Source organism: uncultured Streptococcus sp. (genome assembly GCF_963516575.1).
Lineage (GTDB): Bacteria > Bacillota > Bacilli > Lactobacillales > Streptococcaceae > Streptococcus.
This window is the reverse complement of the sequence record NZ_CAUQCP010000020.1, coordinates 1-13,866: the sequence shown is the minus strand read 5'-3', so window position 1 is coordinate 13,866 and position 13,866 is coordinate 1. Positions and strand designations below refer to the sequence as shown.

At 39.3% G+C, this 13,866-nt stretch carries 11 protein-coding genes; 8 read left to right on the top strand and 3 right to left on the bottom strand.

Annotation, left to right across the window (positions count from 1 at the left end; genetic code table 11):
- Position 1 precedes the first annotated feature (1 nt).
- From pbp2X to rsmH, 3 genes are read right to left on the bottom strand one after another with little or no spacing between them, the layout of a single operon-like run.
- Entirely contained in the window at positions 2-2,254 is a 2,253-nt protein-coding gene (gene pbp2X / locus RWM06_RS04750) for a penicillin-binding protein PBP2X (RefSeq protein WP_313970285.1), read from the bottom strand.
- A gap of 3 nt (positions 2,255-2,257) precedes the next feature.
- Entirely contained in the window at positions 2,258-2,575 is a 318-nt protein-coding gene (ftsL, locus tag RWM06_RS04745) for a cell division protein FtsL (RefSeq protein WP_000227824.1), read from the bottom strand.
- 9 nt (positions 2,576-2,584) lie between these two features.
- On the bottom strand, positions 2,585-3,535 hold the full coding sequence (gene rsmH / locus RWM06_RS04740; RefSeq protein ID WP_313970284.1) for a 16S rRNA (cytosine(1402)-N(4))-methyltransferase RsmH: 951 nt from the start codon (positions 3,533-3,535) through the stop codon (positions 2,585-2,587).
- 166 nt (positions 3,536-3,701) lie between these two features.
- Here rsmH and RWM06_RS04735 point away from each other — a divergent pair, with 166 nt between their 5' ends.
- From RWM06_RS04735 to xerC, 8 genes are all read left to right on the top strand, one after another.
- Entirely contained in the window at positions 3,702-3,896 is a 195-nt protein-coding gene (locus RWM06_RS04735; RefSeq protein ID WP_001082471.1) for a helix-turn-helix transcriptional regulator, read from the top strand.
- Between the two features lie 15 nt (positions 3,897-3,911).
- Positions 3,912-4,451 carry a DUF3278 domain-containing protein gene (locus RWM06_RS04730; protein ID WP_313970283.1) on the top strand — a complete coding sequence of 180 codons (540 nt, stop codon included), beginning with the start codon at positions 3,912-3,914 and terminating at the stop codon, positions 4,449-4,451.
- 9 nt (positions 4,452-4,460) lie between these two features.
- Positions 4,461-4,703, top strand: a complete 243-nt coding sequence (locus RWM06_RS04725) for a hypothetical protein (RefSeq protein ID WP_313970282.1) — start codon at positions 4,461-4,463, stop codon at positions 4,701-4,703.
- Positions 4,704-4,712: 9 nt separating this feature from the next.
- A complete protein-coding gene (locus tag RWM06_RS04720; protein WP_313970281.1) occupies positions 4,713-5,039 on the top strand; it encodes a hypothetical protein in 327 nt (108 codons plus the stop codon).
- A gap of 26 nt (positions 5,040-5,065) precedes the next feature.
- Positions 5,066-5,644: a DUF3278 domain-containing protein gene (locus RWM06_RS04715; RefSeq protein WP_313970280.1), complete on the top strand. Its 579-nt coding sequence runs from the start codon at positions 5,066-5,068 to the stop codon at positions 5,642-5,644.
- Positions 5,641-6,108: a glutathione peroxidase gene (locus tag RWM06_RS04710; RefSeq protein ID WP_313970279.1), complete on the top strand. Its 468-nt coding sequence runs from the start codon at positions 5,641-5,643 to the stop codon at positions 6,106-6,108. Before RWM06_RS04715 ends, RWM06_RS04710 begins: the two co-directional genes overlap by 4 nt.
- A 324-nt stretch (positions 6,109-6,432) precedes the next feature.
- Entirely contained in the window at positions 6,433-12,498 is a 6,066-nt protein-coding gene (locus RWM06_RS04705; RefSeq protein WP_313970278.1) for an alpha-L-fucosidase, read from the top strand.
- Positions 12,499-13,027: 529 nt separating this feature from the next.
- A complete protein-coding gene (xerC, locus tag RWM06_RS04700; protein WP_313970277.1) occupies positions 13,028-13,453 on the top strand; it encodes a tyrosine-type recombinase/integrase in 426 nt (141 codons plus the stop codon).
- Positions 13,454-13,866 lie beyond the last annotated feature (413 nt).

Sequence of the window (13,866 nt, the reverse complement as noted above, 5' to 3'; positions counted from 1 at the left end):
ATTAGTCTCCTAAAGTTAATTTAATTTTTTTAATGTTTTTGATAGCTGTATTAGTCCGAACATCTTGCTTCTGAACAACAGAACCTGAACCTTCAAATTCCAGCTCAATATCCAACCATTTAGCAAAGGCCTCAGCAGTCTCTTTTTTCCAGCCATACATGTCTGGAATTTCTTCTACCTTATCCGATAAAAGGAGAACTTGTTGGTTTGGTGCAAGATTGGTCCCTTCTTCTACAGATGATTCTTTAATCTTTGTTCCAGTACCTACAACGATTGGTTGCACAATATTTCGGCGTAAGGCTTCTGCCAACTCACCAGGTGAAATATCCTTGATGCTAGGCATTGCATAAGAAGATTCTGTCGTCACTTGATCTAAATTCTTAGCAGGAGATTGAAGATTGAGAGATTCTTTCATAGCTGAAGCTCTTTCAAGAATTGGGTTGGCAAATTCTCCCAATTGGATACCTGAATAATGTTCAGGCTGTTGAACCGTTACATACAAGATAAAATCAGGATTTTCAGCAGGGTTCATAGCCACAACCGAGAAAATGTAGTTGGTAGAACCAACCAAGTAGCCTCCATTTTTCTCGTCAGCGATTTGAGCTGTACCAGACTTGAGGGCTACATTTTGACCTGGAACATTGACAGTTGCTTTTCCTGTACTATGATTGTACATAGTTCCATATCTAGGATCCGTTCCTACCAAGACCATGTGAGTACGAGTTTGGCTAGCTGCATCTTTCGAAACGGGATTTCCTACGATTTCTTTTTGAGATTTACGAACGGTTTGATCATTTGGATCATACAAGGCCGTAATAAATTTCGGCTCTAACATAACACCATCATTGGCAATGGCTGTAAAAGCACGTAGCATCTGGGTCTGCGTTACAGAAATCCCCTGACCAAATGCACTCATGGCAATATTGACAATATTATCAGCTGGAAGTTGACCAGCGTATTCATCTGTCAAGCCAAAGCGAGTTGGGACCCCAAATTTAAAGCGGTTTAGATAATCCAACCAAGTAGTATCTCCCATTTTTTGTTCAAGTAGACTCATTCCAACATTACTGGAGTGAGCGAAACCTTGTGAGAAAGTCATCATCCCACCAGTAGTCAAACCATCATTAACATCCCAATCTCGAATCGTCGCATCCGCTATTTTTAATTCACTGCTATTGAAGTATTCTCCACTTGGGAAGGTATTATTATCAATAGAAGAAGCTAACGTCATAACCTTCATGGCTGATCCTGGTTCATAGTTACTTTGATAAAGAATATCACGCCAGACAAAGTCCTTAGTGATTCCTTCCTTAGTATCGGCATCAAATGTTGGTCGTTGCGTTGTTGCGAGAATTTCCCCTGTTTTGGCACTAACCAAGGTCGCCGTCATGTACTTACCTTTTACCTTTTCTAGAAAGGCATTCATCTGGGTTTCCATAAAAGATTGGAGCGGACTAGACAATGTTGTATAGACATCCTTACCATTTACAGTCTTCTGTGATATCTGTTCCGTACCTGGGACGATATTTCCTAAACGATCTTTTTCATAGGTAATAATCCCATCTGTCCCTGCAAGAATAGTATTCAAGGAACTCTCTAAACCAGAAGTTCCTAACAAACTCTTGCTACCATCCTCATTTTCATGAAGTTGGGCTAAACCAATAAAACTAGAAGCAAATTGTCCATTTGGATAGCTTCTGTTAGGGCTAGTTGTAAAGTCAATCCCTTCAACACTAGCCTCTTTTAATTCTTTTTTAATCGCCATCATATTGGCATAGGTAATCCCATTTCCTTTTGCACCAAAAGAAACTTGGGTCAAATTTGGTTGAGCCAGCTGCTCTTTTACATAAGCTTCATCCATATCCAAATATTTATGGAAAACTTCTGCTACCTTATTAAACTGCGAATCCTCTACATAAAGAATTTTTCCTGTTGCTGACTTGTATTTTTTATCAATAACAGCATACACATTATATGAAGTCGCATCTTCAGCGATGGGTACTCCATTACGGTCATAGATGGTCCCACGCTTAGCAGGAACTATGCGAGTTATTTGATGAACCTTCTTAGCTTCTTTTACTAGGTCCGCTCCAAATTTACTACCACTCCCGATAATAACAGCAAAATTGACCAAAAAGATAGCGAAAAGTACGACAGCTAACAAACTGATGTACTTGCCGACTATTCTACGGTTTTCTGCTGGAGATTTACGATTTTTTACCGCAAATCGGGTTATTTTTTCTGTCCATTTCATATCTTACTCCGCTGTTCGGATATTTTCATTATTCAATTTCAAATCTTTTTTATCTGCAATTTCTTTCAAGCGCTCTGAACGAATCAATTCATTCACTTCCTGCTTGGCATCGTCCAGCTCTGTCTTCTTCTCCTCTATCTGGGCATTGATTTTTGTCAAATCACTTTGCACTTGCAAGAGTCGTGTCTGCATAAAGATAATGCTCACTGCTAAAACGAGAGCCGTAAAAGCGATGGAAAGATAAAAAGCCTTCTCCACACGTGAGAATTTTTTTATACGATTCTGCAAGAATTGACTGGTTGTTTCTTTCTTATCTACCATTTTTTCCTCTTACTTGTGAATTTTTCTGGCCACGCGCAACTTGGCTGAGTGCGAGCGGTTATTGGCTTCTAATTCTTCTGCACTTGGCAAGATTGGCTTACGGGATACCAATTCCATCTTGGGCTTGAGATCATCTGGGATGAAAGGCAAACCTTTAGGAACTTCCACTGTTGAAGCCTCCTTGAACAATTGCTTGGTCAAGCGGTCTTCCAAGGAATGAAAGGTAATCACTGAAATTCTACCATCTAGAGCCAACATGTCCATAGCCTGCTGGATAGATTCATCTGCCGCTCCCAGTTCATCATTGACTTCAATTCGAATAGCCTGGAAAATCTGCTTGGCAGGATGGCCCTTTTTCTTGAGCTCCTTGGCAGGTTTAGCCGACTTGATAATCTCTGCCAACTCCGTCGTTGTCTCGATTGGCTTGACTTCACGTGCTTGTTCAATCTTACGCGCAATCTGTTTAGAGAATTTATCCTCACCATACTTGAAGAAAATACGAACCAAGTCATGATAGTCATAGTGGTTCACCACTTCATAGGCTGTCAGACTAGCTTCCTGATTCATGCGCATGTCCAGTGGCGCATCCTTTTTATAAGAAAAACCACGCTCACGCTGATCTAGTTGAGGACTAGACACTCCCAAGTCATAACAAATTCCATCAATTTCCTGAACACCAGCTTCGCGCAAACGTGCCTGTAAATGACGGAAGTTATCCTTGATAAAAGTTACCATCCCCTTTTCAATGTAGGGCGCCAAGCGTTCTTGCGCATTGTCGATGGCATTCTGGTCCTGGTCAAAGGCATAGAGATGTCCTTTTTCACTTAATTTACTTAATAAATATTCGCTATGGCCCGCTCCACCCAAAGTCGCATCAACGTATATGCCGTCAGGCTTTACGTCGAGCATATCAATCGTTTCGTGGAGTAAGACCGTTACATGATGAAATTCTTTTGTCATATCTTATCTATTTTACCACAAATCCGACCAGCTTGCACTAGTCAGACAAATAGGCCAAAAACAAGTAAGATTTCTTTAAGAAATATGTCAAATATGCTTGACATTCGCTCCATAGAAGAATATAATATAGTCAAATATATGCGACACAAATCAGAAAGGAGAACAGATGAATCGTGTGAAAGAATTTCGCAAGGAACTAGGTATTTCCCAGCTCGAACTGGCCAAGGATATCGGTGTCTCGAGACAAACCATCAATATGATTGAGAACGACAAGTACAACCCAACTCTGGAACTCTGTCTCAATCTCGCCCGCAGTCTCCAAACTGACCTCAACAGTCTCTTTTGGGAGGATAATTTTTAAAAAAGGAGCAAACATATGAAAAAAGAAACCTTCACTGAAAAACTGATCAAACGCATTTATGGCATTTCAGGACCACTTGATGAACACAAACGGCGCGAAGCTGACCGTATCGGTAATAAAATCTTTGTGATTCTCTTTTACCTCATGACTTTAGGTAATCTTATTCCCTTTGCCCTTGCTTATAAATACCCGCAAATTGTCGCTATCGGCTATCCTATTGTGATATTCGGCATTTCGATGATTTCTGCTCTCTATGTGCTCTCCCAAACCAAAAAAACAGGCATCACAGCTATTGATGTAGATATGCTGACTGAGAAAGAAAGTAAGCAACTACACTACCCTGGTCTGAAAGCTGGTTTGTTCTTTGGTCTATGGATGTTTTTTATAACGCCTCTTCTCCATATACTGCTAGGTGAGAGTCAGGACTATCTTCAGTCTCTTCTCGCTTTTAAAAATATTTTTTCAAGTATCCTCGAGTCTGTCTTCTTCGGAGTGGTTATACAGATTATCATCTCCCATCGCATTGCAAAAGCCAAGGAAGACCAGGATGATTAGGAGGAAGCTATGAAAAAATTAAAGAAACAGTTACCTTATCCTGGTCTGAAAGCAGGTTCGATTTATGGAACAGTGATATTTTTTATAATTCCACTCATTGATACCCTAACAAGTGAAAATCCAAATTTTATCAGTTCTCTTCTAAATACAAAACATATTTTTAAAACTATACTGGGAGCTTTCTTTTTCGGAGTGATGATACATATTGTCGACTCACTTCGTATTGCAAGAGCTAAAAAAGACCAGGATTAGGAGGTACCTATGAAATCATTACTAACTTTACTGACCTATCATATTTTGTTCAGTTCTCTGCTCATCTTCATCATCATTTCAGGGAACTTGCCAATCAGAAAGATATTCCTCCTTCTAGTCTTTATTCCAGCACTTAACAAAGGACTGACTTATCTAAAGATTGACTCCCCAAAAACGCGCATACTCAACTTAGCACTGTGCTTTATGATTCTATCTTTACCACAACTGATGCTCATCTCAAGCGATTGGAAATATTATTTACTGCTGACTATCGCTAGCCTTTCTTCTATTACTTATCTTTATTATCTCTATCAATTCGTAAAAGAAAGTCAGTAAAACTGCTCATTTAGGAGGTTACTATCATGAAAAAAGAAGACTTAACCACTCGCCTACTACGAAATCTCTTTCATGTCCAAGGCCCTTTTGATGAATGCCGTCAAGAGATTATCTACAAGGCTTGTGCCCGTTCCATGGTCCAAATCGTTTATTCTTCCTTCTTTCTCTTCTTGTTTTATCTGTTATTTGGACGCTTCATAGAGGCCGTTCGCTATGCTATGCCCTACGTTTACTCTGGACTCATTTTTTTCATTACCTTAAAAACTCAAAGAGCCGTCAAAGAACTCCACCTGGAAAAAGATGACAAGTCAGAAATCATCCTCAAAACCTACAGCAAAGCCCAAATCAAATTCCGAAGCTGGGTTGTGTTTATCGGTCTTCAGATTGGCCTCTTTACCCTACTCATCTTTCATAAAGTCTTCGTTCAGCAGATGTCCCTTTCAGATTTTGTGAAATTGCTCATGCAATTCGATAAAAGTGTTCCTTTCCTGATGTATGGCCTGATTATCGGTAGCATTTTTGGAACCCTGACCTACGGATTTCTATCACTACAGGAGGAGAAAACTCCTAAAAATACCAAACAGAAGGAGAAAAGCCAGCAATGACTTCACTATACGATTTTTCAATCTTGAACCAAGACAATCAAGAAACTCCACTAGATGCCTATCGTGGGAAAGTTCTCTTGGTTGTCAACACTGCTACCGGATGTGGTTTAACGCCCCAGTACCAAGGACTTCAAGAACTCTATGATCGCTATCAAGACCAAGGTTTTGAGATTTTAGACTTCCCTTGCAATCAGTTTATGGGACAAGCACCAGGTAGCGCAGAGGAAATCAACAGTTTCTGTAGCCTACACTATCAAACCACCTTCCCACGTTTTGCCAAGATCAAGGTCAACGGTAAGGAGGCAGATCCCCTCTATGTTTGGTTGAAATCTGGCCCACTAGGAAAACGAGTCGAATGGAATTTCGCTAAGTTTCTCATCGGTCGTGATGGGCATGTCTTTGAACGCTTCTCTTCAAAAACAGACCCCAAACAAATTGAAGAGGCGATACGAAATCTACTCTAAACTTCGTTAAAATCCATCCTTCTATGTTCCACAAAATAGCAGGATGGATTTTCTTTAAATTAATTGGATTTTCTGGATTTTCTTACATTTCTCTATTGCATTTCTTGGAATAATTTAGTATATTTGTTATGTTAAGGTTTTTAGATTATTTTAAAGCTTAAGGTGGCAATTTAAATTTTTTACCTTAAAATGAAAGCGCTTAAATAGGAGGGAGATTATACTCAAACTATTGCACAAATTAACTATCATCAAAGAAAATCGTTTCCAAGTCATACTTGGGCTCAGACAGTAGCTGACTGTCTTTATTCAAACTAGGAGTACATTATGAATAGATACCTTTTTGAAAAAGGGCAAACTTTTAGCATCAGAAAATTAACCGTTGGTGTTGCTTCAGTTATGGTCGGACTCGCTTTTTTTGCATCTGGTACAGCACTAGCTGACGAAGCAAAAATTGAAACTACAAGTTCTCAACCAAACATAGAAAAATTGGCCGAGGCTGAAAAAACCAAACCAGAAGTCAAAAATGAAAGTCCTGTAATCTCTACACCTCAAGAGTCAGAGCAAGCAGAGAAAACTGTTAAACCAGCAGAAGAAAAATCTGTAGCAGATACTAAGACTACTGACTTACTTCCTGAAGAAATCCACGATCAAGCTTATCCTGATACGCCCGTGAAAAACATAGATACTTCAGTAATCGTAGACAAGAAGGATAGCCCTAAAGTTGAGACAGAAAGCATTCTAAAAAACAAGGAAGAACTTCCAAAAGAAGCTGAAAATGGTAATCGTGCAATCATCAACGGTGGTCTAGATTTGAAGCACGTCCCTTATGAAGGACAACCTGCTACTGCTGCTAGTATGATTTACACTATTTACAATGGTGGTTCCCAACGCTATATCGTGTCTGGTTCTGGTATTTTTGTAGCACCAAATGTCATCTTGACTGTTGCCCACAACTTTTTAGAATCAGACCGTGATACAAAAGAAGGACATATTCGAGGTGGAGATTCCGCTAAATTTTACTATAACCTCGGTTCTAATTCTGCTGTTCGCAATTCTCAACCTGTAACGGGTAATACTACTCTTTTCAAAGAAGAAGATATTCATTTTTGGAACAAGAAAGAATTTGGAAAAGGATATCAAAATGACTTGGCTGCTGTTGTAGCACCTGTTCCTCTTCAAATCGCTAGTCCAAATAAAGCTGCTACCTTTGTTCCCTTGGCAGAAAACAAAACCTATCAACCAGGAGATCCTGTTAGCACGATTGGATATCCGAACGATTCAAGCTCACCTGAGCTCAAAAAACCAATTGTAGCTGGTCAACTTTACAAGGCTGATGGTGTCGTGAAATCTGTTGATAATTATGATAATAAAGGCTCAAAAGGCATCACCTATCATATGACTTCTGTTTCAGGCCTTTCAGGTGCTGGTATTATCAACGGTGATGGTAAAGTAGTCGGTGTTCACCAACACGGCACAATTGAAAACGGCATCCCTGACAAAGACCGTTTCGGTGGTGGAATCGTCCTCTCACCTGAGCAAATCAAATGGGTAAAAGATATTATCGCAAAATATGGTGTCAAAGGTTGGTACCAAGGTGATAACGGAAAACGATATTACTTTACTCCTGAAGGAGAAATGTTCAGAAATAAAACTGCTGTTATTGGTGAAAATCAATATTCTTTCGATGAAAATGGTGCTGCGACACTCATTAAAGGAATCGATTACGGACGTGTAGTGGTTCAACACGTAGATGAAACTGGTAATCCAATCAAGACTGATGATACTTTCGTTGAAAAGACTGAAGTTGGAACAGCTTTTGACTATGACTTCAAAAAAGAAATCTCTAAAACCGACTTCTATAAAAAAAATCAAGAGAAATACCAGATTGTCTCTATTGATGGCGTCGAAATCAACAAACAACTCAAAGATGAGTGGACCCACAACGTCGTCAGCAAAACAGCTCCAGGAACACGGGTCATCAAGGTGGTTTATAAAGTGAATAAAGGTTCATTTGCCATTCATTATCGTTTGAAAGGCTCAGAGCAAGAATTAGCAGATGTTGTTACTGATAATAATAACGGAAAAGAATACGATGTTTCCTTTGTAAATACTTTTGAAGCAAAAGAAATCGCAGGCTACCGCGCAATCACTCCACGCTTAGAAGCCAGCATCCAGCACAAGGGTGTGAATGATGTCGTCTTTGAATACGAAAAAATCTCTGATAGCTCTAATCCGACTTCAAATGTTTTACCTGCTGCTCATCCAGAAGATAAAGAAACAGAAATCGGAAATCACGGCCCGCTTCCAAGCAAGGCTCAACTTGATTATCACAAGGAAGAATTAGCTGCCTTCATCCACTATGGTATGAATACTTATACTAATTCTGAATGGGGACATGGAAATGAAGATCCTAAAAACTTCAATCCAACTAACTTAGATACAGATCAATGGATCCGTACTCTAAAGGAAACTGGTTTTAAACGAACTATTATGGTTGTCAAACACCACGATGGTTTCGTTATTTACCCATCTAAATATACAAATCATACCGTAGCTGCAAGTCCATGGAAAGATGGAAAAGGTGACCTTTTAGAAGAAATCTCTAAATCGGCTACTAAATACGATATGAACATGGGTGTTTACCTATCACCATGGGATGTTAATAGCCCTAAATATAAGGTAGCTACTCAAAAAGAATACAACGAATACTACCTCAATCAACTAAAAGAAATCCTTGGTAATCCAAAATACGGTAATAAGGGTAAATTTATCGAAGTTTGGATGGATGGAGCACGCGGTAGTGGTGCCCAAAAAGTAACCTACACTTTTGATGAGTGGTTCAAATACATCAAGGAAGCTGAAGGAGATATCGCTATCTTCTCTGCCGAACCAACAAGTATCCGTTGGATTGGAAATGAGCGTGGTATCGCCGGTGATCCTGTATGGCATAAGGTCAAGAAAGCAAACATCACCGAAAATGTTAAGAACGAATACCTTAACCACGGTGACCCTGACGGAGATATGTACTCTGTAGGGGAAGCTGACGTTTCAATCCGTTCTGGTTGGTTCTACCACGATAACCAGCAGCCAAAATCCCTCAAAGAATTGATGGATATCTACTTCAAGTCTGTTGGTCGTGGAACGCCACTTCTTCTCAACATTCCACCAAACAAAGAAGGTAAATTCGCAGATGCTGACGTGGCTCGCTTGAAAGAATTCAAAGCGACTCTAGATCAAATGTATGCGACTGACTTTGCCAAAGGTGCGACTGTAACAGCAAGTTCGACTCGTCAGAACCATCTCTACAAAGAAAGCCACCTTACAGACGGTAAAGATGATACTAGCTGGGCACTTTCAAATGATGCTACAACTGGTAGCTTCACAGTTGATTTAGGACAAAAGAGACGTTTTGACGTCGTAGAACTCAAGGAAGATATTGCCAAAGGACAACGTATTTCTGGATTCAAAATTGAAGTAGAGACCAACGGACGCTGGGTTCCATATGGTGAAGGTTCAACCGTAGGCTATCGTCGTTTGATCCAGGGCCAACCTGTAGAAGCACAAAAAATCCGAGTTACGATTACTGGCTCACAAGCCACACCAATCCTAACCAACTTCTCAGTCTATAAAACTCCAAGCACTATAGAAAAGAATGATGGATATCCTCTTGGACTAGAATACCACTCAAATACAACGGCTGACAAGGAAGGTACAACTTGGTACAATGAATCAGAAGGTATTCGCGGCACTTCTATGTGGACCAACAAGAAAGATGCCAAAGTCACCTACCGTTTCACAGGAACCAAGGCTTACATCGTATCAACAGTAGATCCAAGCCATGGTGAAATGTCTGTATACGTGGATGGTCAAAAAGTTGCAGATGTACAAACCAAGAACAGTAGCCGTAAACGTAGCCAAAAAGTTTACGAAACTAGTGATTTAGCACCTGGAGAACACACTATTACTCTCGTTAATAAAACAGGTGAACCAATTGCTACAGAAGGAATCTACACTCTAAACAATAACAGCAAGGGTATGTTTGAGCTTGAAGCAACTTCTTACGATGTCGAAAAAGGAAAACCTGTTACTGTTACAATTAAGCGTGTTGGTGGAAGCAAGGGAGCTGCTACCGTTCGCTTCATTACGGAACCTGGAACAGGTGTTCACGGTAAGGTTTACCAAGATACAACTCAAGATGTGACCTTTGCAGATGGTGAAACAGAGAAAACTGTTACCATTCCAACTATCGACTTCACCGAACAAGCTGACTCAATCTTTGACTTCAAAGCAAAACTCACTTCTGCGTCTGATGGTTCTCTACTCGGTTTTGCTACCGACGCAACTATTCGAGTAATGAAAGCTGATTTATTGAAGACAAATCAGACAAATTACGACGACCAAGCTAGCCAATTAGATTACAGTCCTGGATGGAGACACGAAACCAACTCTTCTGGCAAATACCAAAACACTGAATCATGGGTATCATTTGGACATCTGACAGAGGATCAGAAGAAAAAGACAACTGTGACTGCTTATTTCTATGGTACAGGCTTAGAAATCAAAGGATTTGTTGACCCAGGTCATGGTGTCTACAAAGTATTCCTTGATGGTAAAGAAGTCACCTATCAAGATGGAATGGGCAATGCATCCACTATTGATGGTAAGAAATACTTTAGCGGTCATGCTACCCAACGCCAAGGTGACCAGACTCTAGTCAGCCTAAAAGGACTTGATGAAAACTTGCACGTAGTAACTCTCCAACTAGACCCTGAAAAGAATGATTTGACCAAAAAAATCGGTATGCAAGTGGATCAATTCATTACACAAGGCGAAGGAAGCGAACTATACAGCAAAGCAGAAATCCTTCAATCTATCTCTAAATGGAAGGAAGACTTGTCTAATTTTGATCCTGCTGGATTGAAAGATACTGCAACTGCACGCCAAGCATTTAAATCTAATCTTGATAAACTCACTGCCCAATTAAGTTCTGATACGGTAAATGTACAAGATGTGATGTCAACAGTCACTGCTTTGCAAGATATTCTTAACAAAGATGAAAATTATCAAAAACCTGAAGACGAAACAAGTCCAGAACAACCAGTTGAACCAAAACAACCTGAAATCAATTACGATAAGGCTATGGCTAGCTTGACTGAAGCTATCGAGAAAAAAGTGGCTGAACTCGGTACTAACAACGATGCTAAGAAAAAATTAGTTGAAATTACTGATAAAGCAATCGCAGCTATTCAAGAAGCGAAGACTCAAGAAGACGTCAATAAAGCCCTCAATAACGCTCTTGAACAAATCAAGCAATTGCAACCTAGCCAACCAGAACAACCGGTTAATCCGAAACAATCGGAACAGCCTGAAATCAATTATGATAAGGCTATGGCTAGCTTGACTGAAGCTATCGAGAAAAAAGTTGCTGAACTCGGTACCAACAACGATGCTAAGAAGAAATTAGTCGAAATAACTAACAAAGCAATCGCAGCTATCCAAGAAGCCAAAACTCAAGAAGATGTCAACAAAACCCTCAACAACGCTCTTGAACAAATCAGGCAATTGCAACCTAGCCAACCAGAACAACCGATTGAACCGAAACAACCGGAACAGCCTGAAATCAATTATGATAAGGCTATGGCTAGCTTGACTGAAGCTATCGAGAAAAAAGTGGCTGAACTTGGTGCTAACAACGAGGCTAAGAAGAAATTAGTTGAAATTACTGATAAAGCAATCACAGCTATCCAAGAAGCGAAGACTCAAGAAGACATCAACAAAGCCCTTAACAACGCTCTTGAACAAATCAAGCAATTGCAACCTAGCCAACCAGAACAACCAGTTGAACCAAAACAGCCTGAAAAACCAATTACTTCTTCAAGTCCTGAAGAAGGGGTTAAAGAGCTTGTCTTCCAACTCCCAAGTTTGGATATTGTTAAGAAGGCAGTACCATTCAAGACTATCCGTCACGAAAATCCAAACTTAGACAAAGGGAAAGAACAAGTTCTAGCAAAAGGGAAAGATGGGGCTATAATCGAGTATGTCGAAGTATATGGCAGCAATCGTAAGGTAGTTCAAACTGAATCAACTCCACCTCTAGATCGAGTGATTGAAGTTGGAACGAAACAGAGTTCTGTAGGAACAGATACTCCACCAGTTGTGACTCTCCCTAAGTATGTTCTACCTAGAGAAACTGAAAAACTAGCTCCTGTAGTTGTAACAGAAGATTCACCAAGAAAAGATGGAAAAACACCTGTTGCTACTATGGTTAAACAAGACAAGGAAAAACAACTCCCAGAAACTGGAGAGCAAGAAGCAAATGCCTTCTTATTCTTGGCTGCTATTACTTCAGTATTGTCTCTACTCATCTTCCAAAAGAATTTAAAAGACTAATTAAAATCTTTACTTAATTCTTTTCAATGATTCTAGCTCTCCCAAGAGAAGACCGGCTGGTCTTCTCTTTTTCTGCTACAAATAAAAAACATCCATAAATTTATATGGATGTCTTAGTATCTATAAAACAGAATGATTATTGAACTGCACCCCAAAAGTTAGACAGAAAAAATCTAGCTTTTGAGGTGCCGTTCATTCTATCTTTGACTAGGCAGAAGAACTTGAGTATATCGAAGCTAATAAAGTTGCGAAAATATTAAGAAGAATAAAGGCCACTAAAAAGATTCAACTTGCAGAGTCAAAGAGAGAGAAAGATTTATATCTAACTCATGAACAACTCCAAGAATGGTTCTCAGCATTTCAAGAAGATTTAGAGAATGATAAAATAACCCTTAAAGATTATGTCCTATTTTATTTCACTTTTTTCTTAGGCGATAGAAAATCTGAAACCTATGCTCTTCAATGGAAACATATCGATTTTTCAAAATCACAGATTCAGCTAATTTAAGCTTTAGATAGATATGGACAAGTGAAATCTACTAAGGGAAATAAGAAAACTATTTTCTCTATTTCTAATGACTTACTTCAACTTCTTACCTCTTGGAAAGAGCAACAAAAATACGAACTAGCGAAGTTTGGCATCATCAGCAATCCAGAACAATTTATTTTTACATATATCGACACAAAAGGAAACATCAACAAGCCTTTACATGCCGACTATCTAAACAATAAAATGAAAAGCATCAGAAAGCGACATAAAGAGCTGGCACATGCTACACCTCATAAACTGCGACATACAGGAGCAACGCTTGCTAAACAAGCAGGAATGAGCTTAGAAGCTATTTCTGAAGCACTAACACATAGCGATACAGGTACAACTCAGATTTATGTCAATGCTTCTAATGTAGTTCCTATGGCAGTCGGTGAATTTGCCTTAAAGTCTCTAAAACAATAAGGTAAACTTTTCAAAAAAACACGAAAAAAGCACCCATAGGGCAAACCTTTGAGTGCTTTGAAACGTTGATAGTATCGTATTGATTAACGTTTTGAGGCAACTGACCTCGTCAGGTTGCAGCCACATTTGTAAGCGACTGAAGTCGCAACAACTGTGTCAATTGCACCAATTTAGCAAGAAAGTACAAAAAAGAACACCCCGAAAGGTGCTCTTTGTAAGTATAGTAATTCTTTCGAATTAACGTTTACTAAATTGTGATGCTTTACGAGCTTTCTTAAGATCTGGTTTTTTCTACATCATGATATTTATGGTAAATTATCACTAAAATCAAGTAAATTTAAGAGATAAATCCTCAATCTTTACATATATAATCCTTTTAAAAATCGAGAGGTTATCAAAGGGTTATCACTTTT

What these genes read in the sequence shown, in the direction of transcription:
- pbp2X (WP_313970285.1), bottom strand. Translation starts at nt 2,254, where the DNA reads ATGAAATGGACAGAAAAAATAACCCGATTTGCGGTAAAAAATCGTAAA.
- ftsL (WP_000227824.1), bottom strand. Translation starts at nt 2,575, where the DNA reads ATGGTAGATAAGAAAGAAACAACCAGTCAATTCTTGCAGAATCGTATA.
- rsmH (WP_313970284.1), bottom strand. Translation starts at nt 3,535, where the DNA reads ATGACAAAAGAATTTCATCATGTAACGGTCTTACTCCACGAAACGATT.
- RWM06_RS04735 (WP_001082471.1), top strand. Translation starts at nt 3,702, where the DNA reads ATGAATCGTGTGAAAGAATTTCGCAAGGAACTAGGTATTTCCCAGCTC.
- RWM06_RS04730 (WP_313970283.1), top strand. Translation starts at nt 3,912, where the DNA reads ATGAAAAAAGAAACCTTCACTGAAAAACTGATCAAACGCATTTATGGC.
- RWM06_RS04725 (WP_313970282.1), top strand. Translation starts at nt 4,461, where the DNA reads ATGAAAAAATTAAAGAAACAGTTACCTTATCCTGGTCTGAAAGCAGGT.
- RWM06_RS04720 (WP_313970281.1), top strand. Translation starts at nt 4,713, where the DNA reads ATGAAATCATTACTAACTTTACTGACCTATCATATTTTGTTCAGTTCT.
- RWM06_RS04715 (WP_313970280.1), top strand. Translation starts at nt 5,066, where the DNA reads ATGAAAAAAGAAGACTTAACCACTCGCCTACTACGAAATCTCTTTCAT.
- RWM06_RS04710 (WP_313970279.1), top strand. Translation starts at nt 5,641, where the DNA reads ATGACTTCACTATACGATTTTTCAATCTTGAACCAAGACAATCAAGAA.
- RWM06_RS04705 (WP_313970278.1), top strand. Translation starts at nt 6,433, where the DNA reads ATGAATAGATACCTTTTTGAAAAAGGGCAAACTTTTAGCATCAGAAAA.